The sequence below is a fragment of the Acidobacteriota bacterium genome (assembly GCA_016196035.1).
In the GTDB taxonomy this organism is placed as follows: Bacteria; Acidobacteriota; Blastocatellia; order RBC074; family RBC074; genus JACPYM01.
This window is the reverse complement of the sequence record JACPYM010000008.1, coordinates 1-23,036: the sequence shown is the minus strand read 5'-3', so window position 1 is coordinate 23,036 and position 23,036 is coordinate 1. Positions and strand designations below refer to the sequence as shown.

At 58.5% G+C, this 23,036-nt stretch carries 19 protein-coding genes; 9 read left to right on the top strand and 10 right to left on the bottom strand.

Translation table 11 applies throughout. From position 1 onward, the window contains the following. Window positions 1-5 precede the first annotated feature (5 nt). The 3 genes from HY011_03230 to HY011_03220 all read left to right on the top strand — a co-directional run bounded on the left by HY011_03230 (window position 6) and on the right by HY011_03220 (window position 2,776). Window positions 6-1,280, top strand: a complete 1,275-nt coding sequence (locus HY011_03230) for a S8 family peptidase (GenBank protein MBI3421926.1) — start codon at window positions 6-8, stop codon at window positions 1,278-1,280. An 81-nt stretch (window positions 1,281-1,361) separates the two neighbouring features. Further along, on the top strand, window positions 1,362-2,129 hold the full coding sequence (locus HY011_03225; GenBank protein ID MBI3421925.1) for a hypothetical protein: 768 nt from the start codon (window positions 1,362-1,364) through the stop codon (window positions 2,127-2,129). 266 nt (window positions 2,130-2,395) lie between these two features. Continuing rightward, a complete protein-coding gene (locus HY011_03220) occupies window positions 2,396-2,776 on the top strand; it encodes a BON domain-containing protein (GenBank protein ID MBI3421924.1) in 381 nt (126 codons plus the stop codon). 130 nt (window positions 2,777-2,906) lie between these two features. On the opposite strand, the gene HY011_03215 is transcribed toward HY011_03220, so the two are convergent. Beyond that, window positions 2,907-3,359: a response regulator gene (locus HY011_03215; protein MBI3421923.1), complete on the bottom strand. Its 453-nt coding sequence runs from the start codon at window positions 3,357-3,359 to the stop codon at window positions 2,907-2,909. Between the two features lie 555 nt (window positions 3,360-3,914). After that, on the bottom strand, window positions 3,915-4,088 hold the full coding sequence (locus tag HY011_03210; GenBank protein ID MBI3421922.1) for a hypothetical protein: 174 nt from the start codon (window positions 4,086-4,088) through the stop codon (window positions 3,915-3,917). Between HY011_03210 and HY011_03205 the strand changes: the two genes are divergently transcribed. Further along, window positions 4,087-6,927, top strand: a complete 2,841-nt coding sequence (locus HY011_03205; GenBank protein MBI3421921.1) for an AsmA family protein — start codon at window positions 4,087-4,089, stop codon at window positions 6,925-6,927. The genes HY011_03210 and HY011_03205 overlap by 2 nt on opposite strands. A 169-nt stretch (window positions 6,928-7,096) precedes the next feature. Here the strand turns inward: HY011_03205 and HY011_03200 are convergent, their stop codons facing one another. Further along, window positions 7,097-7,546 (bottom strand): peptidylprolyl isomerase, encoded by a 450-nt coding sequence (locus tag HY011_03200; GenBank protein MBI3421920.1) that lies wholly within the window; start codon window positions 7,544-7,546, stop codon window positions 7,097-7,099. Window positions 7,547-7,870: 324 nt separating this feature from the next. Here HY011_03200 and HY011_03195 point away from each other — a divergent pair, with 324 nt between their 5' ends. Beyond that, entirely contained in the window at window positions 7,871-10,789 is a 2,919-nt protein-coding gene (locus HY011_03195; GenBank protein ID MBI3421919.1) for an insulinase family protein, read from the top strand. Between the two features lie 159 nt (window positions 10,790-10,948). Here HY011_03195 and HY011_03190 read toward each other — a convergent pair whose 3' ends face one another. The 3 genes from HY011_03190 to HY011_03180 form a co-directional block, all read right to left on the bottom strand. Next, window positions 10,949-11,566 (bottom strand): PepSY-associated TM helix domain-containing protein, encoded by a 618-nt coding sequence (locus tag HY011_03190; protein MBI3421918.1) that lies wholly within the window; start codon window positions 11,564-11,566, stop codon window positions 10,949-10,951. Window positions 11,567-11,576: 10 nt separating this feature from the next. Beyond that, window positions 11,577-13,100: a DUF2271 domain-containing protein gene (locus tag HY011_03185; protein MBI3421917.1), complete on the bottom strand. Its 1,524-nt coding sequence runs from the start codon at window positions 13,098-13,100 to the stop codon at window positions 11,577-11,579. 86 nt (window positions 13,101-13,186) lie between these two features. Next, the gene (locus tag HY011_03180) at window positions 13,187-13,771 is read right to left on the bottom strand and encodes a hypothetical protein (GenBank protein ID MBI3421916.1); all 585 of its coding nucleotides are present in this window, start codon (window positions 13,769-13,771) and stop codon (window positions 13,187-13,189) included. Between the two features lie 409 nt (window positions 13,772-14,180). Here HY011_03180 and thiL point away from each other — a divergent pair, with 409 nt between their 5' ends. After that, entirely contained in the window at window positions 14,181-15,275 is a 1,095-nt protein-coding gene (thiL, locus tag HY011_03175; protein ID MBI3421915.1) for a thiamine-phosphate kinase, read from the top strand. A gap of 109 nt (window positions 15,276-15,384) precedes the next feature. Here the strand turns inward: thiL and HY011_03170 are convergent, their stop codons facing one another. The 4 genes from HY011_03170 to HY011_03155 are packed head-to-tail and all read right to left on the bottom strand — an operon-like array spanning window position 15,385 to window position 20,440. After that, on the bottom strand, window positions 15,385-16,590 hold the full coding sequence (locus tag HY011_03170) for a carotenoid 1,2-hydratase (protein ID MBI3421914.1): 1,206 nt from the start codon (window positions 16,588-16,590) through the stop codon (window positions 15,385-15,387). 2 nt (window positions 16,591-16,592) lie between these two features. Next, window positions 16,593-19,220: an ABC transporter permease gene (locus tag HY011_03165; protein ID MBI3421913.1), complete on the bottom strand. Its 2,628-nt coding sequence runs from the start codon at window positions 19,218-19,220 to the stop codon at window positions 16,593-16,595. Further along, window positions 19,207-19,947, bottom strand: a complete 741-nt coding sequence (locus tag HY011_03160; protein ID MBI3421912.1) for an ABC transporter ATP-binding protein — start codon at window positions 19,945-19,947, stop codon at window positions 19,207-19,209. The genes HY011_03165 and HY011_03160 overlap by 14 nt, the downstream gene beginning before the upstream one ends. Before the next feature lie 13 nt (window positions 19,948-19,960). Next, window positions 19,961-20,440 carry an SRPBCC family protein gene (locus HY011_03155; GenBank protein MBI3421911.1) on the bottom strand — a complete coding sequence of 160 codons (480 nt, stop codon included), beginning with the start codon at window positions 20,438-20,440 and terminating at the stop codon, window positions 19,961-19,963. Window positions 20,441-20,688: 248 nt separating this feature from the next. Here HY011_03155 and HY011_03150 point away from each other — a divergent pair, with 248 nt between their 5' ends. From HY011_03150 to HY011_03140, 3 genes are all read left to right on the top strand, one after another. Further along, window positions 20,689-20,970, top strand: coding sequence for a hypothetical protein (locus HY011_03150; GenBank protein ID MBI3421910.1), 282 nt, complete (start codon window positions 20,689-20,691; stop codon window positions 20,968-20,970). 109 nt (window positions 20,971-21,079) lie between these two features. Beyond that, a complete protein-coding gene (locus HY011_03145; protein MBI3421909.1) occupies window positions 21,080-22,042 on the top strand; it encodes a COX15/CtaA family protein in 963 nt (320 codons plus the stop codon). A gap of 201 nt (window positions 22,043-22,243) precedes the next feature. Beyond that, complete coding sequence (locus HY011_03140; protein ID MBI3421908.1) at window positions 22,244-22,588, top strand: hypothetical protein; 345 nt, start codon at window positions 22,244-22,246, stop codon at window positions 22,586-22,588. The last annotated feature ends 448 nt before the right edge of the window (window positions 22,589-23,036 follow it).

Sequence of the window (23,036 nt, the reverse complement as noted above, 5' to 3'; positions counted from 1 at the left end):
ATGTGATGGAAATGAGTGAGGCGCAGGCCCTGGCGCTCAGCCAAGACCCGCGTGTTGCCTATGTCGAAGAAGACACCGAAGTCGGCGTTGAGCCACTTACGCCGGACGAAACCACGCCGGAAAATCTGACGCAAGGCAACGCTACCTGGGGACTTGACCGCATAGATCAGCGCCAACTGCCGCTGGACAACAGCTACACTTACAACACGACCGGGCGCGGCGTGAATGTTTATGTGATTGACACTGGCATTCGCGCGACGCATACGGAATTCAATGGGCGCGTGACGCCCGCCTTCGACGCGGTCAATGACGGAAATGGCATCAACGATTGTCACGGGCACGGCACGCACGTCGCGGGTACGATTGGCGGCGCAACGTATGGCGTAGCCAAGGGAGTGAACCTTTATGCCGTGCGCATCTTCGACTGCCAGGGCGTGGGGAATATGTCGGACATGATCGCAGGAGTAGATTGGGTGACGGCCAATCACATTAAACCCGCCATCGCCAACCTGAGCGGCGGCGGCCCGGTAAGCCAGGCCATGGATACCGCCGTGAAAAACGCTATCGCGGCAGGTGTGACCTTCGTCGTAGCCGCCATGAACGATCATCAGGATGCGTGCAACGTTTCGCCCGCGCGCGCCGAAGGCACCATCACCGTGGGCGCCGCAACCAATGCCGATGTGCGCTCTTCGTTTTCCAATTACGGCGCCTGCGTAAACATCTTCGCCCCTGGCTCGGGGATCACCAGCGCGGGCATTGCGAACGATTACGCCACGCAGGTCATGAGCGGCACTTCGATGGCGACGCCGCACGTGGCGGGCGCGGCGGCGCTTTACCTCGAAACCCACCCTAATGCGACACCCGCCGAGGTCAATCGCGCGCTGCTCGACAACGCCACGGCGGGCGCGGTCAGCGAGGCCGGACCGGGTTCACCTGACAAATTGCTTTTTGCGCAATTCGCCGATAACGGTGGCGGCGGTAATAGCGAGCATTACACAGGTCTGCTATTCAAGGGGCAGGAGTCTTTCGAGCCGAACGGGACGTATTACTACAGCGCTTCTTACGGCTCTCACAGAGGATCATTACGCGCCCCCGAAGGCACGGATTTCGATTTGTATCTCTGGTGGTGGAACGGTACACAATGGGTGATCGTCGCCAGTTCTGAAAGCCCTACGCCGAATGAAGACATCTCGTTTTACGGCATACCGGGCTATTACATGTGGAGGGTTTATGCCTACAGCGGCAATGGCTTTTATGACTTCTGGATGCAGCGACCTTAACCATACAATGCGTAGAGCAGGTTCCCGACCTGCTCTACGCCGCCCTGCGAAATCCGAAGACCCAAACACAAGGAAAGACTAATGTCCCAAGCATCTACTCTCTCTCAAATAGTCTTTTTACTGCTCGTCGCGTTCGTCGCCGGTTGCTGGTGGATAGGCCAGCGCCAGGCCGCTGCTGACAGCGAAACGGCTGCGACAACGAATCGGTGGACACGCAACGTCCTCTTCATTTTGCTGGTCTGGCTGGCTGTACCGGCGGCGCTTGCATTGAGCGGCTGGCTGCACGATTTCACCGCCCGCCCGCCGCGATTCCCCTTGCTGCTGGTTTCAGCCTTCTTGCTGACGACGTGGCTGGCGTTTTCGAGTTATGGCACACGTTTGATCGAAGGCCTCCCTATCGGCTGGCTGATCGGGTTTCAAGTGTTTCGGCTGCCGCTCGAATGGCTGTTGCATCGGCTCTATCAGGAAAACGTCGTCCCAGTGCAAATGACTTATGCCGGGCGCAACTTCGACATTATCACCGGCACGCTGGCGTTGCTCTTGCTGCTCTGGAGCAAACGCACAGCGCTGCCGCACTGGGCGCTTTGGGCGTTCAACCTGATCGGTCTCGCGCTGCTCATCAACATCGTTACCATCGCCTTACTCTCGGCTCCGCTGCCGCTACGCCGTTTTTTCAATGAACCGGCGAATACGTTCATCGCCGATTGGCCCTGGGTCTGGTTGCCCGCGTTTTTGGTGCAAGCGGCGTGGTTCGGGCATCTGCTCGTGTTTCGGCGGTTGCGGCGCATGCGCAGCACGAAGCCGCTGCCGTTCTCCTTGACTGACACGGGGCATCTGCCTTTGCCGTAAACTCGATTGCAAACTGCTCCAAAGGGGCAAAGGTCATTTGAGAGGTTTGCAAAAGTCCTGACCAAAGCCAAGCGGCATTGCCAAAAAACAACAATGTCTGCACAATGCGACTCGCAAATCCAAAGCCGCATGAGATTCAGCAAGAGCCGAACATACCCAGCAGGTTTTGAGAATTGCGCGGACTCAGCGGGAAACGCAGCGTGCCATTGATTGCGTGTCCCGGTTCCTTCGACTAACCCTTTTCGATTAACCATGGAGAGATCTAAATGAAACGAATCAATGCTGTATTGACCATTGCAGTGTTTGTCCTGCTTACATGCAACGTCATGGCGCAGGACATGCAGAAAAAAACCGAGGCCAAGCCGAAAGCCGCCAAAGCCAAAGCGGCGCTGCCCACGGCGGACGCCGACATTCTCAAATGCATTCAGGATAAATTCGCCGGGGCGGCGAGTTTGAAAGACAAACCGCCCAGCGTGACGGTCAGCGGTGGCACGGCGACCATTACGGGCGAGGCCAAGAATGGCGGCGCAAAAGGTGCGGCGACACGCTATGCCAAAGGCTGCGGCGCAAAACAGGTCAAGAACGACATGACCGTGGCCGCAGGCGCAAAGAAAGCCGAAAAGAAACCGGCGGAAAAGAAGAATTAGTTTGTTCAGGCAGGCTTGAAAAGCGGTTGGGGAACGTCGTTGCGACTCTTACGACGTTCCCCATTTTTTGTCCGAGAGGACGACACGAGCGGAAAGGCGGGAGTGTTGGGGAGGGCATTGGTCAGTCCGGTCAGTGAAAACCGGTCTGAGCCAGAGGAGGCTGCTCAAGGAGGTACTGCATTACCGTGAGCAGCGTAGAAAAATCCGTAGGTTTGCGCAGAAACGCATTCAATTGCCCGTATTGGGTGCGCGTGCTTTCGGCTTCTGCTTCGTTCTCCGGGTTTTCCGGTTCGTAAGCCGAACAACCGACAATCGGGACGCGCTCCATCCCCGCGAGCTTGCGAATCCTGCGGGCCGCCGTCAGACCATCCAGACGCGGCAAAACAATATCCATTAAAACCAGATCAGGTTGCGTTTGCGCCGCCACATCCACGGCCTCTTCACCATCAAACGCTGTGACCGTTTGAAACCCAGCGCCGCGCAACAAGATGCCGAGCACCGCCTGTACATCAGCGTTATCGTCGGCAATCAAAACCAAATTCCCAGCGTGTCCAGCCTGTTTGTTGTTCTCTCTCGTAGCCATAGCTTGTTACCTCACCGAATGGCTTTGCCGATTGGCTTGAGAGGATTGCCGGGCCTACCGGCCTTCAGACGAGAATCGTCGCTCACCCCAGCAACGGTTTTCCCGATTCGCCTTTGGCATCCCCATATCAAATGCGAATCGTTGCGCCTTGTCTGAAAACCGATAGACCCGCACAACTTTTGCTGTAACGTCAACTTCAACTTTTGTTATTCAAACTCACCTGTTTCTTGCGCACGACCCTGCGCCTCACCTAACGCCAACTACTCGTTGACTGACGCCATACACATTCGCAACCAGTGTGCCATTGCGTTGGCACTACGATATGGCTTTGTTAAGTCACTTCGGAAAAGGAAGGCAACAACTGGGCAAAATGCCTATTTTTATTGGGTGATTTGTCTTTTGGCCGAACCAGGAAAAAGAAATGTTAGCGCGGTACAGCGTCAACCCGGACAAGGAGTAAGCGCAGTCATGCAAAGGCGAAACTTTACCTTTCTACACGCTGGGCGTGTATTTGTTACGCGCTGGCACGTTTTGCCAAGTATTCGCGTGCTGCTTTTACGCAGCAGTTTTTTCATTCACCAGCGCACGCCCATGTTTGCGAAAATCAATTTGTGCGTCGGCAGGATTTTGACGCGCGGCGGCATGTGCGCATGTCATTTCGAGCCGGTTGAGAGTAAGCTGCGCATAGACATATCTGTGATAACTCCCCTGACTGTTGAGGAAGATCATGACTAGCCCCGCCGCTTGGAAATCGTTGCGCGCCAGCCGCTGGTTCAAACCAGCCCTGGGCTTGGCCGCCCTGCTTGGTTTGTTGTTGCTAAGCGCATTGGCCCTGCCGCATCTGATCAACATTAACAATTACCGCCCGCAAATCGCCGGCCAACTCGAACAGCGGTTGGGCCGCCAGGTCGGCTTGGGTGCGCTGAGCTTGCACGTTTGGCCGCTGCTCAACGTCAATGTGGATGACGTGCAAATCGGCGATGATCCGCAAATTGCGTCGGGCGCCTTTGTGCAGGCCAAAGCCGTGCGCTTGCGGCTGGGCTGGCTGTCGCTCTTGCGCGGCAATCCGCAAGTGGCGGGGCTGGAGTTGATCGAACCCGTCGTGACGTTGATCAAGGCGACGCCGGAAAAGTGGAACTGGAGCACGCTCAAACCGCTGCAAGCGGCGGGCGGTGAGGCTGAACCAGCGCCGTTGAATTTGCGCGTCACCAACGGCAGCTTCAAATTGATTGACCGCACGCTGACGCCGCCGGTCGAGAAAACCTATAGCGGCGTGAATCTCATGCTCGCGGGTTTTGCGCCGCGCCGCGCCTTCGATTTTGAACTCGGTGTGACGATGCCGGGCGCACAGGCGGGCCAATTGCAAATCAGCGGCACGGCGGGGCCGCTCGACGCCAAAGACGCCACGCAAACGCCGCTGGACGCGCGGGTGAAGCTGCAACAGGTCGAACTCGCCAGCCTCGAAGCGTTGCTGGGCGAGCAAAGCGCACACGCGGGCAAGCTCACCGTAGACGCTGAAATCGCGGGCAAATTGGCGGACGGATTGAAAACCAGCGGACAATTCAAAGCCGAACAATGGCGCTTCGTCGCCGCTGTCGAACCGGCCCGCACGCCGCTCGCAGCCAAATTCAAACTCATCGCCAAGTCTGTTAAAGACGCCACGGGCGCCACCAACATCGGCGTGCAGATCGAACAAGGCGATCTCACGCTGGGCAAAACCGCCGTCAGCGTCACCGGGCAAATCAATCAATTGCCCGCGCACCCGACTTACGATTTGCAACTGCAAGGCGACCGCATCGCGCTCGACAGCTTGCTCGAATCGGCTTACGCGCTGGGCTTTGGCCCGCCCGCCGGAACCAAGGCCAGTGGCGCGGCGACGATAAAATTGCGCGCCACTGGCAATTCGCAAAACGTCGCCTTGCAGGGCCAGGCCGAAGTGCGCGACCTGAAATTCCAAAGCGCCCAATTGCCGCAAGCCATGCAAGTCAGCGAACTGAAATTGAATTGCACACCGCAAACGATCACCGCCGCGCCGTTTCGCTCGACCCTTTCGCAAACCACGGTGGATTTCAAAGGGCTGACGCTGAGCAATTACGGCCCACTCGACCAAGCGCCGCGCGCGCATCTGGAACTTGCCACCAGCAACGCCCAGGTCGGCGACCTGCTGCATATTGCTGAAGCCTTTGGCGCGCGGCCTAACGCCAGCGGCAGCGGCACGGCTTCGCTGACCGCGACGCTGGAGACGAACCTGGGCAAGGCGGGTCGCGCGTTGCAAATCAACGGGCAGGGCAAATTGTCTGGCGTGCGTTTGCAACCGGCGCAACTAAAAAAACCGCTGGAAATCGCCAACGCCAATTTGAATTTCACCGGCGACAGCGCGCGGCTCGACAACTTGCAAGCGCAACTCGGCGCAAGTCAGGCGGCGGGCTGGGTGCAAATCAAATCCTTTGCGCAATCGTTGGTCGCCTTTGATCTGCAAGCCAATCAACTCAACGTCGCCGAATTGCAGCAGGCCTTGAATGAAAGCGGCGCGACGGACAACGCGCCCAAGCGCCAGGCGGCAGGCAATGATATGCGCGCCGAAGGCAAACTTTCCGTCGGCAAGTTGCAGCTTGAAACGCTGACCGCGACCGACGTGAGCAGCAACGTCACATTGGTCAATCAGGTGACGACGCTCGACCCGGTCACGCTCAAAGCTTTCGGCGGCAGCTATCAAGGCACGCTGCGCATTGATCAGGCGCAAAATCCGCCCGCCGTCGGGTTGCAAGGCCGCTTCAACAATTTGAACATCAATCAACTGCTGTCGTCGGGCGGGCAGCCGAGCGCGATTTATGGGCAGGCCGACGGTTCGATTGACGTGCGCGGGCGCGGTCACGCGGGCGAGCAGTTGGCGCAATCGCTCGTCGGCAACGGCGCGATTGCCATCAACAACGGCAAATTCACGAGCTTCGATTTGATGAAACAGGTCGAGGTGTTGGGCAAGTTCACCAACCTGCCTACGGGCGGCGCGGGCACGGCCTTCCGTTCGCTGAAAACCAATCTGCGTTTTGAGCAGGGACGGCTGACGATGGATGCGTTGCAGATTGTGATGGATGACATACAGGTCAACGGTGACGGCGCGATGCAATTGGGAGCCGTGCCAACGATCAATTATGACCTGCTGGTGCGGCTCAGCGCGGCGTTGACCAAGCGTTTCTTACCGGGCAACGCGGCCAGCGCCGACGCAACGACTGGCAGCGCGACAGCGGCCAAAGCGCCTGCCGGGCTGTCTGCGCTGTTTGGCAATTTCTTTGTGGATCAAGGCGTGCTGGCCTTGCCGCTGAAGGTCTCAGGATCGTTGAAAGAGCCGAGTTTCGGCCTGAATTCCGCGTTGCTGCAAAAACGCGCGACGGCGCAATTGAAAGAGAGCCTGTTCGATCAACTCAAGAAAAAGATTAATCCAACCAAACCTGACGCCCCGCAGGCAGACCCGAATAAACCGGCGGAAACAAAGCCGACGCCGGCGACGAAACCGGCGGATTTGTTGAAAGGCGTCTTCGACAAGTTGCGGAAGAAAGATAAGCCCTAGCCTGGGTACGCACCGCTGCCAGCGTGCCGACTCGGCTGTGAGCACAGTCGAACCCCCTGTACTTCTGAATCAGTCCTGCACGCTGGCAGCGGTGCGTACCCAGGAAACAGGAAAGGCTAACCCGCACGTGGTTAGCCTTTCTCCTTTTCGAGTTAAGCCGCATGCTTGCTTACGCATCGGCGATGGTGACTTTGGTCATCTTGTCGCCCTGGCGCAAATTCAACGCGACATCCAGACCGTCAGTCACACGCCCAAAAACAGCATATTGCATGTCCAAAAACGGCGCGGGCGCAAGCGTGATGTAAAACTGCGAACTGGCGCTGTCAGGATGCTGGGAGCGCGCCATTGCCACCCCGCCCGCTTCACCATGTTTCAAATGGGCTTTGACCTCAAGTGGGATGTTGCGGCCCGAACCGCCCGTGCCCGTGCCTTGCGGACAGCCACCCTGGATGACGAAATCGGCGACATAGCGGTGAAAGGTCAGTCCGTCATAAAAGCCCTGTTCGGCCAGGGTGATAAAATTTTCGGTCGTAATCGGCGCGTCGGATTCAAACAATTCAAAGGTGATCGTGCCTTTGTTGGTTTCGATGATTGCCGAGCGGTTGTTGGTATCAGCCATGTTTTGACTCCTCTGTCAGTATTTCGGAAATTACGATTAGCCGTAATTCGCTGCTGCATTCTTCCGCACATTGGGGCACTTGTAAAATCATCCGACCCTGAATGCCGCCGCAATAGTAGCGCAACCTGCCGAGGTTGCGCTGCTTCATCAGTAGCGTCATGTGGACAGCGTAACCCTGATCGTAGTTAATGAGCGGCGCAACCTCGGCGGGTTGCGCTACTTCAGCCAAGCCGTATTTGACGCCTGGCTATGCTAAATTGGGCAAGCAATCGGGCGTGCAGCCGTTCAACGATTGCGGTAATTCCAAAGCAAAAGGTTTTTAGCATGCGTCACCAACTCATCGCTTTCATTCTTAGTTTCTCTGTGCTGGCTCATGCGCAAAGTGGGCGCGGGCGCAATACGCCGCCGCCGCCGCCCAAAGCGCCAGCACCTGCTGTCAACATTCCGAAAACCGTGCTCAATCCGCCCGACGGCGGCAAATTGTTGCGCTTCGATATTGACGGCATCACCACGCGCTGCGTGCTGAAAAACGGGATGCACATACTCATCCGCGAACGCCACGCCACGCCGCTGGTCGCCATCAATGTGCTGGTCAGAGTCGGCACGCTGAGCGAAACCGACGAACAGGCAGGCCTGGCGCAACTCGTCCAGCGCCTGATTTTGCGCGGGACGGCCAAACGTCCGGCGGGCACGATTGAAAAAGAAGCCGCGCGTTTGGGCGGGGTGCTGCAAGCCGAGAGCGATTACGATCACGCTTCGTTCAGCCTCATTGCGCCCGCCGAAAGCCTGAACGGCATGCTGGAATTGCTGACCGACTTGATGCTCAACCCGGCCTTTGACGAAAGGGAATTGAAGCAGGTCGCCGCCGGGATGGCGCAGGAAAGCAAGCGCCAGACCGAGCGGTTGGATGCTTACGGCTTGGATCGCATGTTCGCCACCGCCTTCACGACGCACCGCTTGAAACGCGGGCGCAGCGTGAACGAGACGATGCTCTCAACCGTGACGCGCGAACAGGTGCTGGCTTTCTGGCAGGAACATTATCAACCGCAATACATCGTGCTGACGCTGGTCGGCGACATTTTCGCCGTGCAGGCCGCTGGACAAATACAAATGACCTTTGGCAATTTGAACAAGCCCGCGCCAACACCCAAACCAACGCCCACGCCCGCGCCCGCCAAAGGCAAACCGACGCCGACGCCCACTCCGACACCGACGCCGACGCCGACGCCTTCAACACAGAGCACGCTGGAAGAAGCGCCGCAAGCCAGGCTGCGTTACAGCAATACACGCGGCGACATCAGCCAGACGCTCGTGACCATCGGCTATCGCGTGGCGGCGTTGGATAAAACGAAAGAGGCGCAGCAGGAACAAGCCGTATTGGAAGTGCTGGCCGCCACGCTCGGCTTGGGTCGCGGCGCGCGCCTGGCGCAGATGTTGCCCGAGCGTTCGGGCTTGCCGACCGAATCGGGCGCGAGTTATTACACGCTGCCCAATGTCGGGATGTTCGCCGTGCAATTGCGCGTCGAACCGGGCCGCATTGATCGCGTCGAGGCCGATTACTTCCGCGAATTGGAAAAATTCAAACGCGAATTGCTGAGCGAGGGCGAATTGCAACGCGCCAAAGCCTTGCTCGAAAAGCGCTACTTTGACGACTTGGGCGGGCAAAGCGAAGAGGCGGCCTTGGTGGGCAATTACTATGCGCTGCTCGGCGATTACCGCGCGCTCGACACCTTTGTCGAACGCACGCGCGCCGTCACCGCGCAACAGGTGCAAGCGGCGGCGGCCAGATACCTGACGCTCGCCAACACCAGCGTGCACGAATACGAACCGGCCACCGCGACGCCGCGCACTTTCACGCCCGACAAATTTGCCGAGTTGGTGGTGACCTTTGCGCCCAACGCCGCGCAACCCATCAAGCCCGAAGAGGTCAAACCGGCGGTCGCACTGAAAACCTTCAAACAAGGCGAAGAGCGCGGCGGCGTGATCGAAGGCCGCAACGTGTTGATTGCCGAACTGCCCCAGCCAATCAAAGACTTTTCTGTCCTGCGTGGGCCGCGCGCATACGTGCGCGAAGACAAGTCGCTGCCCAAACTCACGGTCGGCGTTTACTTTCAAGGCGGGCGCTTGACCGAAGACGCCGCCACCAACGGCACAACCGAATTGATGCTGCGTTCGATGTTGCGCAGCACGACTTCGCGCAAGGGCGATTTGATCGCGCTTGAATTGGAAAGCTATGGCGGCGACATTCGCGTCGTGAACGAGCCAGACTTTTTCGGCTACACGCTCGATGTGCTTTCGCGCAACGCCGAACCGGCGGTCAAGCTGTTGATTGATATTCTGGAAAATCCTTATTTCGACAAACCTGAACTGACGCGCGAACGCGATGCGCTGCTGGCCGATCAATTGAAACTGCGCGACAACGCCAAAGCGCGCGCCCTCGAATTGCTCTGGGCCTCGCTCTATCCCGGCGGCCATCCGTATGGCTTGCCGCGTCTCGGTTCCGCCGATGTTATCAAAGGGCTGACCGAAGACAAGCTGGAAGCCTGGCACGCTAAAACCGTCAAACGGCAATTCCCGCTGGTCATCATCGCCGGTGACACCGACGGTTCGGCGCTGGTCTCGCGCATCTTTTCCGACGGCTTCAAACGCGGCGATTTGGACAAGACGATGAAAGCCAATCTGCCGCCACTGACCATGCCGCCGCAAGAGATGATCGAACAACGCCCGCGTCCGCAAACTGCCCAAGCCATCGGCTTCCGCACGGCGGAAAAAGATGCGGCGGATTATTTGGTGCTGCGGATGCTCGGCGCACTGACTTCGACGGGCCGCTTTCCTGACGAATTGCGCGCCAAGCAGGGCATCACCGATCCGGTCGCCGTGCAACCCGATTTGCGGCTGGCATCAGGCGCGTTCTATGCCTTCCTGACGACCGATCCTGCCAACGAGCAAAAGGCGTTTGAAACGGTGCGCGATGAATTTGCGTTGTTGATTTCCAAAGCGCCGACGGATGAAGAGTTTGAGCGCGGGCGCAATTTCACGATTGGCTCTTACGCCATTGACTTGCAGCAAAATGAATTGCGGGCGCTCGAATACGCGCGCGCCGTGCTGGTCGGGCGCAAACCTTCTGAGATTGAGAACCAGCCGGATTTGTTGCGCGCGGTCAAGCGCTCCGATTTCACACGCGTGGCCGAAAAGATCGTCAAGCCGACGCAGATTGGGCGCGGCGTCGTGCGCGGGCAGTAAAGCCCTGGGTACGCAGGCATCCTTGCCTGCAAAGATAGAAGCCGCGCAGCTTCCTTATCCCTGCTTTCGCCGCTCGCGAGGTTAGGGATGAGGAAGGCTGCGCGGCTTCTTTTACAGCAGGCGAGACGCCTGCGCTCCCAGGTGGCGCACCCAATGCCGTCACGGAATCCAAATCACATACACCAAATAGCAAACCACTGCGCCCACGCCCGCCAAGATCAGCCCGCTCATCCGCCGCTTTTTGACGAACCAGATCAGCAGCATCCCGGTGAGCGAAACCAGCGTCATCAAGACTGCGGAAAGATCAATCAACCACGACCACACGCGGCCCGAGTCGCGGCCCTTGTGCAAGTCATTCAGAACCGCGACAAAGCCGCTGCGCGTTTCGGTTAACTCGTAGGCGCCCGTCTCGCGATTGATAAACGCATCCGCCGCGTAACCCGGCCCTTTGAACGAAACGGCGCATTGCGCGTCGTCGAGCCGCAGGTCACTCAACGCTCCTTTGATGCCGTGGGTGTTGCGCAGGTGTTCGACGAGAGCGAGTTTGTTGACTTCGGCATCGGCAACTTGCACCCACTTGGTCTCGACGTTGCCTTTGAGTTGCGCCGTGCGTTGTTGCGCGCTGAACCAGTCTGTGTGATTGAGCGTCAACCCCGTCACGGCAAAGAAAAACAGGATGGCGAAGCTCGCCATCGAAAGGTAAATGTGCAGCCAGCGTCCCCACGAAGCGACCTGATGCCGCAGGTGCGTATAGTGATGCGATTTTTGTTCAGCCATGCGTGCAGTCTCAACGGCTCTTCTTGCGATAATCCAGCGAGGCCGCAGTGATTTCGGTATTACCCGGCAAGTTAGCTTGCGCGGCGACGCCTTTGAAATCCATTTCCTGCCGCATCAGTTGATAGGTGCCGTGTTCGCGCGCCGCTTCGATGAACACGGTGTATTTGCCCGGCGCGACGAACTTGCCGCTGTTGTCTTTGCCGTCCCATTTGAGCGTGTACTTGCCGGGCGAGCGCGTTGCGCTGGAAACGGAACTCGCCAAATCTGTGCCCTCGGCCATTGAGCGCATACGGTCGCCGTGTGACCACGATTTCAGGTCAGGCAACCAACGCGGCTTCTGATACCACAGCGCGATGGTGCGCACGGGGAAGTGATCTTTGTCCTCGACCCACACCGCGACATAAGGCCGCCGCGCGCGCATGTCGTCAAGGCGCGCCAGTTCGAAGTTGATCGCCAATTCAAACGATTGATCCCAAGCCTGTGCGCCCGGCGCCGCCGCCGATTTTGCCGCCGCCTGCGCGCGCGGTGCGGCAGGCATTTCCAAGGCGCGCCAGCCTTTGCTTTCGATGCGTTCACCGGTTTTGGTAATCAGCAAATACTCGATGCCTGGCACCGTCGCGGCCAGCTTGGCGCTTTCGGCGGGTTGCAAGACACAGAACGTCGTCGCCAGTGCGCCCGCGTCGGCGGCTTGCGGCGCAACGACGGTGGCGCTGATGACGTGATCAACGGGTTGCGCGGTGCGCGGGTCAACAATGTGCGAATACCACTGCCCCTTGATCGTGACGCCGCGCCGGTAATTGCCGCTGGTGGCGACGGCGCGATTGCGAATCAACAGGCGCGCCAGCGGCGCATCGTTTTCAGCATCGGCTTGGGGATCAGCAATGCGCACGGGTTCGGCCAGCGCGCCGCGCACGACCAAATCGCCGCCGCTGTTGACAACGATGCCGTCGAGTTTCACCGCAGCCAGCGCGGCCTCGGCGGCACGATTCACGATATAGCTTTTGGCAAATGAATTGAGAATTAACGGCGCAGCGCTCAAGCGCGTCGCCGTTTGCGCCGCCGCGTCGAGGCGATAATGCGGTTGGCGAATCGCGCTGACGGCGGCTTGCAATTCAGCCGTGGTCGGCACACGTTGTTGTGCGGCGGCTTGCTTCCACAAGGTCGAGACGACCTGCGCCGCCGGATCGAGCGCGCCATTGGTTTGCGCGCGCCATTGCTCAAACAGGCTGAGCACTTCAAACAACTCAGGCGATACGCGCACGGGTTCGCCGGACGTTTTAAGCCAACGGTTGAATTCGCTGGTTTGCTCATAGCCGCTCAAGAGGTGCGAGACGCGTTCGATTTCGGCCAGCGCGGCATTTTCAGCGCGCGCGGCGACTGCGTCAGAAGCGGCGGCGAACTTCATTTCGAGCGAAGTGCCCAGCACGTTTTCAAATTGCGCGACATGCCAGTTCGCACGTGCCGCAGCCGGTTTGCTGCTGCCGTTGCATACCAGCGCGCACAGACAAATTGCCAATAAAAATCGAATTTTCATGCTTATTGCCAAACGGATAGTTAGGCGGGGCCCAACCTGAGCCCCGCGAGCCCCGCAAATTTGATGATGTCTGATGGGGAGTTCGGTTAATTGTCTTGCGGACGCTGGGGACGCCGCTCGCCTTCACGATGTTCGTCGCGTTCATCGCGTCTTACGCCTTGGCTTTGGGTTTCGGCCAGTTTGCGTAACTCTTCTTTGCTCAGCACGCCGTCTTTGTTGGTGTCGCCGCGTTCAAACAGACCGAGCATGCGTTCGGGGACTTCAGCCTTTTGGAGTTGGCCATCGCCGTTCTTATCGAATTCCAGCAACTGCTTGACCATTTCGTCGGGGTTGGGGCCGCCCGCTCCTTCAGGGCCTCTGCCCTCTCGTCCGCCAAATCCACCCGGGCCACCCGGCCCGCCCGGCGGGAAGTTGGGGCGGAGTTCTTCTTCGGTCAGTTGGCCATCGCCATTTTTGTCGAGTTTGCGCAAAGCCGCAGCGGCATTGCTGATTTCTTCGGCGGAAAGCACACCGTCGCCATCGGCATCGAGTGCGGCCATCAACGGAAACATGCGCAGCATCTCGCGCCCGCCGCCACGTCTGCCGCCTGGCGGCCCGTCTTGCGCATACAAAGCTGCTAAACCCAAGGTGAATACACTCACGACAATGCCCACAATAAGACGTTTGCTCATCTTCATTTCTCCCTTAACGAACTGATGATCATTCTGCCGCCAGTTGATCTGGCTGCCTACATGACGCTCATCCAAACGCGCCGGTCACATTGTTTGCAATCTCAGTTGAAGGGAGCAGTGACCAGTGAGGCTTAAACCGAATGCTGGTGCCTGGCGCCCGATTCCCGCCAGGCTAAAAATGATGGCTGATTTTCGGCTTAGCAGGAATCAGGCGCCAGGCACCAGCATTCGACCCTCAAGCACGACACTGCCACAAACTGAAATTTGGAACGGCTGCGGCTGTTGTTCAGGCTGACCAATGCGGAAAATGACGCGCGGGTTTGGCGTGCGCGTGGATTGCTTGCTTGTTTTGGTTTCTGCACAATCGGCAGCGCAAACAAACATCACGCCCGCTCAAGCGGACTTTTCTATGGCGGACTTTTCTATGAATGGCGAATTCGCTTTTATCAATCGTATTCGTGAACGCGTGCAACAGAGTCGCGTGCCAGCGCCGGAATTGTCGTTGGGCGTTGGCGATGACGCGGCGGTCTTTCGCCCACGCGCTGGCCGCGAGTTGCTGATTACCACAGACATGCTGGTCGAGGACATTGATTTCAAACTTGAATACGCCCTCCCTGCCTGGCTCGGTCACAAGGCGTTGGCCGTCAGCCTCAGCGATATTGCCGCGATGGGCGGCGTCCCGCGCTATGCCATGCTCACGCTGGCAATTTCGGCAGCGCTTCGATCAGATTTATTTTGGGAAGCGTTTTTTGACGGCTACTTCGCGCTCGCCGAACGCCGTGGCGTAGTGCTCATCGGCGGCGACATTTCGGCGACGCTGCACGGGTTGGCCATTGATTCGTGCGTGCTGGGCGATTGCGAGGCCGGGCGCGCGCTGCGGCGCAGCGGCGCGCAAATCGGCGATGGCATTTATGTCACCGGATACTTGGGCGCAGCAGCAGCGGGCTTGCAGTTGTTGTTGCGTGGCGCGCGCGTGGACGAAACCAGCACGAGCCTGGAACAGCAAGCGCTCCGCGCACACTTGCGGCCAGCGGCACGCAGCGAGTTCGGGCAACTTTTAGGCGAACGCGGCTTGGCGCATGCAATGATTGATGTGAGTGATGGACTGGCACAGGATTTAGAGCACCTGTGCGAAGCGAGCCACGTCAGCGCCGTGCTAGACCAAGTTGCGGTTCCCGTGGCCAAAGAAGTCGGCTTAATCGCTACGGCAGCGCACGCCGCGTTTCAATTGGCCGTGAGCGGCGGCGAGGATTACGAATTGCTGTTTACGGCGAATGGCAAAGCCGAAGCCGAATTGCAGCAACTGGCGCAAGTTTGCGGCTTGCCGCTCACGCGCATTGGCGAGATTGTCGCGGCAGACTCTCAAACAAAAGTTCTGTTGCGCACCGGCGCTGAAATCAGACCGCTGAACACGCACGGTTACGAGCATTTCAAGGACATTGGATTCCATACCCGGCCACTGCCCACTGCCCCTCCGGAGCAAAAAACGCAAAAATTTAGGTAAGGACAAGGGGTAGGGATTCGGGGCTGGGGGCTAGGTTTGGTTTTGGGCGTGGCTTACGTCGGATACAAAGACAGCTAGTCGCGCGCCCCGAATCCCTGGCCTCGTCTGCTCACTGCATTACCGCCCCCATCGCCTGGCCCGCGTAGCCGGTCAGCTCCAAGTATCCGCGACCTGTCACTGCACGCCCGCGTTGCGTGCCGCTGACTTCGATGGCGCCTTCCCAATAACTCACGCCGGTCGAGCCTTCGGTGCGCAGTTCTTGTTGGTCGAGGGCCGCATGCACAATCAATTCCAACTCGCGCGCGGGAATCTGCACGCGCCATTCGACGGGATAGCGCGCGCCGCTATCCGAACGCCATTCGCGCAAGGGCGTCAATGCAAAGGCATCGAACTTCAAGCCGGTTGTTTGGCCATTGGCTGCGACCAGCGTCCCGCTCGACAACGGGTCACGCGCGCCGTCCTGCCGCCGGAAGCGATACAACATCAGTTCCGTTCCGTCATCCAATTGTAACGAGAACCAATCCCAGCCGAGTTGCGCGGGTTCCAAATAGCTCGTGCCGAACTCGTGATCCATCCAGCTTGCGCCTTCGACCGGAATGCGTTCGCCGTTCAGCGTCAAGGTCCCGCGCGTCGGCATGCGCGTCAGCGAATAGTAATGCGAGGCATTGCCGGGCTGTGTGCCTTTCTGGCTGACGCCGCGCGCACCGTGCGCCACGGGCACTTTGCCCTCGGCCAGTTGTAAGTCTAAGCCAAACTCACGCTCGAACGCTCGCAACAGATGTTGGCCGTTCACGTCCTGCCGCGCTTCCCAATCTTCGTTCCAAACGCGATAGGTGGCGGTCTCTGCGCCCGCCCAGCCAATGCCCGCGCGATTCAGTTTATCGCCAAAGCGGAAGCGCTGACCCGCCACATCGGTCACGGCCAGATGCGCCGCGTACAAATCGCGCACGGCCCAGCGCGAGGCATTTTGTGGCATACGCTCCACACCGATGCGGAAGAAGGTCAGTTGATAACCAAAGCGCCGCCCACCCTGCGCGGCCAAATTGCCGGTGTAATACCACCACTCGATTTTGTATTCGGGATGGCTGGCATGGGCGGCGGGAAAGTTGAATTGGTACGGCGGCAAGGCTTGTTTCCAATTACCGGCCAACTGCGCAGACGCTGGTGGATTGACTTGTCCTGCCGACGAGCCTTGCGCGGGAAGTCGCGAGTAAACACAAAAAAGGCAAAAGAACAAAGAAAGCAAAACCAGGAATTTGTTTTGCTTCTTCTTGCCACTCTTGTCCTTTTTGCTTTGAGCCACGTTCTCATCCATTGTTATTCCTCGCTCACCTCTGCCGCCGCATGCATCTCTGCCGCGCGATTCGCCGGGTAAATGCCCGACAACGTCGTCACTACCAAAATCAGCAACGACGATTGCAGCAAAAATAGCACCGGCAGATGAAACTGGATCGTCCAGCCGAAGCTTTGCACGTTGATCACATAAATCAGCACCAGCGATAACAACAGCCCAACGACCAGCCCCATGCTCTGGCTGACACCGCCGATCAACGCCGCTTCGATCATCACCATCTTGCGCACCTGCTGCCGGTCAGCGCCGATCAGGCGTAACAGCGCCAATTCGCGTTTGCGTTCGAGCAGCAGCGTCAGCAAAGTGCTGGCGACGCCGAGAATCGCCACGAAAATCGCAATGGCTTCCAGCGCGTAGGTGATCGCAAAGGTGCTGTCGAAAATGCGCAGGACTTCCTGCCGGATGCCGGTGTTGGTGTAAATCAGCACGCGATAACGCTCGCCAAAAGCTTTCAACAACTCGTCTTTCACCGCATCGGCGTTCGCGCCATCTTTTAGGTACGCAGTCAAGCTAGTCGGCAATTGCTCGCCCCAGTATTTCGCCAGCGTGCCGCGCTGCATCACCACAATGCCGCGATCGCTGGAATAGTCGTAATACACCGCGACGATTTGAAAGGTACGCGCGCCTTGCGGTGTCGGCAAAGTGATCACGTCACCGACGCGCTTGTCATACTTGATGGCGAAGCTTTCCGACACCACCACCGCGTCGCGCCCAATCGCCCCGCGCATGGCCGCTTTGCCCGCCTCTAAGTTAGCCGGGTCTTTGAAGAGCAACTTGCCGCGCGCCAACACGACGCCGAATTCGCCCGCACCGACCGTGACCAGTCCGCTGCCGTAAGGCACATCGAAATTGCGAAAGGCCTCTGCCGCCGCGACTGCCGGATGCGCACGCACCTGCGCGACGGCTGCGGGCGAAAACGTCGCCTCGGTCGCGACGTTGTGCCGCGCCGCCGGGCGCATATACAAATCGGCCTGCAAAGTTTGCTCGACCCAATACACGACCGTTTCGCGGAAGCTGCCGATTAACACCGCCACCGCCGTCATCATCGAAAGGCTGACCGCCAGCGCCGCGACGGAAATCGAAAGCCGTGGGATCGCGCCTGCCAAGTTGGCGTTCGCCAAGCGCCCTTCGACGGCGAATAACGCGGTCAACGGACGCCGCCCCAAACGCCCCACGACGAACAACACCGCAGGCACCAGCAAGGCCGCGCCAAATACGATGGCGAGCGCCGCCGCATAACCGAACAGCGGCAGGCCCGCGACGGCGCGTTGCTGCGCGAACCACCAGGTAAAGGCGAGCAGCAATAAGGGCGCGACCCAAGACAAGGCGCGCAACCGGAAGCGCGATTCCAGCCGGTCGTGCCCGCGCATCGCCGTCGTCGGCGTCACGCGCGCCGCCTCCAACGCGGGCAACGTGGCCGCGAGCAGGGCCAGCGGCAAGCCCAACGCAAACGCCAGGACGAGATGCCTGAATTCCAACGGCGGCGGCGCGGCGGCGGTCGCGATATAAAGCGCGTTGACCGTCGTTGCCGTCAGCTTGACTGCGCCGTAGGAAAGCAGCCGCCCGAAGAGCACACCGAGCGCGCAGCCGAGCACGGCGAGCAACGCGGCTTCGGCCAAGAATAAGACGAGCACTTGTTGGCTGGTCGCGCCCAACGCGCGCAGCGTGCCGATTTCAGCGCGCCGCGTGATGACCGAGATCGAAACCGTGTTGTAAATCAAAAACAGCCCGACCAGCAGCGCGATGTATGACAGCGCCGTCAGGTTGAAATGAAAGGCTTCGAGCATCTTTTCGATCTGCCGCCCGCGCCGCGCCAGGCGTTGCACTTGCAAGCCCCGCAACGTTTCGTTCGTCGCCAAGCGCTGTTTGATCTGCTCTTCGGCAAGGTCAATCGCTTGGTCTGCCTGTAGCAACACATCCAGCCGATCAATCCGCCCCAACCGCTGAAACGCCAACTGGGCGGCAGCGATGTCCATCAAAGCGAAGTTGCCATCCAGCGTCCGTCCCACGCCTTCGTCTTTCAGCAAGCCGCGCACGACAAAGTTTTCCGCTTGATCGGCGCAGGTCATTTCAACCGTGCTGCCGACTTGCCAGCCGTGTCGCCGCGCGAATTTTTCGGTCAGGATGACGGCGTGCGGATCAATGAGCAGCGTCAGAAATTCCTGGCGACTGGGCTGGCGCCCTTTCGCGGCGAATTCCAGCAGGCTGTAAGCGCGAAAAGAACGGTCACGCAGGATGTCTACGCCCAGCACGCGCACGCTTTCGCGCGTGCTGGGGCCAGTTTTCACATCGGCATCGCCCTCGATCACGGGACTGATTTGCCCGTAAGCGCGTAACCAACCCAAATCGCGCAGACGCAATTCGTCAAAGCCCAAGCCCGCGCCCCCGGCATTGAAGACTTCGAGCGAAGTCTTACCCGACATCGTTTCGAGCGCTTTGGCAAAACCGCGCACCGAACTGGCGTTGGTCAATTGAATGGCGATGATGACGGCGATGCCGAGCGCAATACCGAGAATGGTTGCAGCCGAACGCAACCGTTCTTGCAGTAGGTGGCGGATGATGAATTGGGCAAACAGCCGGTTAAATTGCCGCATGCAACTCCGCCATTTGTGCTGAAGAGGCGCGGCCTGCAACGATCTTTTCAATCAAGCCATCGCGCATGTGAACGACGCGCTGGGCGGCAGCGGCAATTTCGGCGCTGTGCGTCGCCAGCAACATCGTCACGCCCATTTCGCGATTGAGTTCGTCCAGCAACGCCAGCACGCGCGCGCCGTTTTCCGAATCCAGATTACCGGTCGGTTCGTCGGCGATCAGCAGCGCCGGTTGATGCAAAATCGCCCGCGCAATCGCCGCACGTTGCAGTTCACCGCCGGAAAGCTGCTGCGGGTAATGGCGCAAACGGTGGCTCAGGCCTACGCGGTCGGCCAATGCTTGTGCGCGTGTTTCGGCTTGGCGCGTGTCAGCGCCAGCCAATTGCAGCGGCAACGCGATGTTTTCGATCACCGTCAGCGTCGGCAACAGGTTGAAAAACTGAAAGACGAAACCAAGCCGTTCGCGCCGTAACCGCGTCAACTGATCGTCATTCAACTGACTTAGGTCGCGGCCTTCGATTTCCAACCGGCCCCTCGTCGGGCGTTCCATCGCACCGCACAAATGTAACAACGTAGACTTGCCGCAGCCGGAGGGGCCCATCAACGCCACGAATTCGCCCGCCGCAAGCGTCAGGCTGACGTCACGCACGGCGGCGAAGGGCGCTTCCCCGTCCTGATAGGTTTTCTTGATTTGTTCAGCAAACAATACAGCCACGTGTACCTCAGCAATCCAGCCGCATGGGTTAATCCGCTTTGGCAGCAGACTCGTTACGACTCAGCGCCTGCGTTACGATTTGATGACGATAGGCGAACATTCTCTGCAACTTCGCGCGCACAAACCAGCCCGCCAACAGTTCGCCTAGCCAGCCCAACGGCAGCGCGTATTCGACCTCGTCAATCATCCGCGTCTGGCCTGACGCCGACGGTTCAAAACGATGGCGATGCACCCAGTACGCGAACGGCCCCCGCCGCTGTACATCGGTGAAAAGAAGCGGCGGATCATCTTCAATGTGTTCCGCCACCCAGAGTTGCGATAGTGGCCCGCTGCGAATTTTGAAAACCATGCGCGCGCCAATTTGCAAATTACGCGCCCGCTCCAACACTTCGACCCGTTCCCAGGGCGGCGTCAACTCTTCAATCGCCCCTGGCCGTTCGTGCCAGGCGAAGACTGCCGCTGGCGGCGCATGGATCTCGGATTCTTGTCGAAAAGTCTGTGTTTGCATTGAAGGCGTTTCTTTCATCCCTTTTGTGTAGAGAGTTTAGCCCGGCATTCGCAGTGTTACGGCAAGCGCGCCGTAATGCCTCGTAAGTGATGTACAGATGGCTTGACCACAACATTTATTTCAGCCTGGCGCGCATTTATTTTTCTAAGCTATTGAAATTTTGGCCCAAGCAGTTTATCAAGTCGGTTTCAATTTACGCGCAAAAAGCAGACTTATCATCCCTCACACATAAAAAGGAGAAGGCAGCAATGAAATTTCAGGCACCCTTACCGAAGTTATCCGACCAAACCGTCAAATTGATCAGCAAACTTTCTGACGATACGCGTGAACAGGTCGCCAAAGTCGTCAAGACGCATTTGGCCGCTTGTGTGCGTAACGGCAGCCCCATCGAGAGCCTTGACCGCCTCTTTATCGAAGCCGTCGAAGTCGTCAATCTCGAAGCGCGCGCGCCCGAAACGCGGCTCGATTACGATCCGAACTGGGAACCGCTGCGCCGTTACGAGCAATATGTCAGCCCGCGTGAGTTGTAATTCACGGCAATTCGCTAACTCGAACCGCAACTTTTGGTGACGCCACCTTGCCGGGTGTATGCTGCCTGCGAGCATCATCTTTATCTTCCTTTGCGAGGTTTAAGCCGTCATGAAGCTGAATCGTTTTGCGAAGTACGCCTGTGTGGTCTTGGCCTTTAACCTGGCCGTGATCGCCTGGGGAGCTTACGTCCGCGCCTCGGGTTCCGGCGCTGGTTGCGGCAGCCATTGGCCGCTCTGCAATGGCGAAATCATTCCGCGCGCGCCCACGTTGCAAACGCTGATTGAGTATTCGCACCGCCTGACCAGTGGTCTCGCATTGTTGTTGGTCGCAGGCCTAATCGCTTGGGCGTTTCGCGCTTACGAGCGCGGACATGCCGTGCGGCGCTGGGCCTTTTTTTCTGGCTTCTTCATCCTGACCGAAGCGCTGGTCGGCGCGGGTCTGGTGTTGTTTGAATATGTCGCCGAAAACAAATCCAGCGCCCGCGCGCTGTGGATGTCAGGCCATTTGATCAACACCTTCCTGATGCTGGGCGCTTTTACGTTAACACTGTGGGCCGCCATCGAAGACCAGCAACCCCAACCCACAACACCACCTAAACAGGACAACAGTGCCTGGCTGCTGACGGCGGCACTCGCGGGCACTTTGATTTTGGGCGTCAGCGGCGCCATCACCGCCTTGGGCGCCACACTTTTCCCCGTCACCTCACTGGCCGAAGGCTTGCAGCAAGACCTGTCGCCAACCTCACATCTGCTCATCCGTTTGCGGTTTTATCATCCCTTGATCGCGCTTTTCGTCAGCACATTGCTCGCCTTCGTCGCCAACACGATTCGCGCGCAACGGCCCAGCGTTTGGACGAACTGGCTGTCAATTTCGTTGATCGTGTTGGTCGTGCTTCAACTGACTGTGGGCATCAGCAATTTGCTCTTGCACGCGCCCACCTGGTTGCAGCTTGTGCACCTGCTGCTTTCCGATTTGATTTGGATTGCGCTGGTGCTGCTCACCGCCGCCGCGCTGACACCGCAGTTGCACAGCGCAAGGCTGGCAACCATCGAAGCGGCTGCGACAGCTTGAACATCACGCGAGGCATTTATGCATCAACCCACACCTGACTTATCGTCCGCACGGACGCAATTCGGTACGACGCTCGCCGAGCTTTCGGCGGAGCGCCCCTTGCTGCTCGTCTTTCTGCGCCACCTGGGTTGAACGTTCTGCCGCGAAGCGCTGGCCGATGTGCAGGCACAACGCACGGCCATCGCTGCGATCGGAACGCAGTTGGCGTTCGTGCACATGGGCAATGAACAACAAGGTGCAGAACTTTTCGCGCGTTACGGCCTCGGCGATGTGCCGCGCGTGAGTGATCCGGGGGCCAGACTTTACAAAGCATTCAAGCTGAAACGCGGCGGTTTGGGCCAGGTGATGGGGCTGCGCGTTTGGGTGCGCGGCTTCGAATCCTGCATTAAAAATGGGCATCCGGTCGGTTTGCCCATCGGCGACACGTTGCAAATGCCTGGTGTGTTTTTGATTCAAGCTGGGCAAATCCTACGGAGTCACTTTCACCGGACCTCGGCAGACCGGCCTGATTACGCAGCCCTTGCCTTGCGTTTGGATACGATATAAACAAGCACAGCAGTATATTGACGCCCGGTATACTGCCACGTTGAGGGCACCCTCGGCTTCGTTTCCACCGGCCTGCCAGCCGTAGTTTTCTGGCTTTAGCTTCGGGCTTTGAGAAATGCTCGCTTTAGAAAAACGAAAACCAAAACGAAATTCAGAAAAATGGATGGTGCAGCTTCGCCGTTCCCGACATTAGGAAGAGTAACCATAGTCATATCAGTGTGACTGATATGACTCGCAAGCTGGCATAGTCCTTGCTCAGTTCTTTGAAAGCAGGTGAATGAAAAATTTGCCGCGCATCCAATTATTCCAAAGGAGACGGCATGATGAGTAAGAGGTGCGGCGGTAAACTCCAGTTGCGAAAGTAGCTGGAGTAGATAGGTCAGAGGTTGAATCATCTCGTTGTGGCGATTGACCACGTAAAGGAGACTAATCGAACCTGCTGACCGAA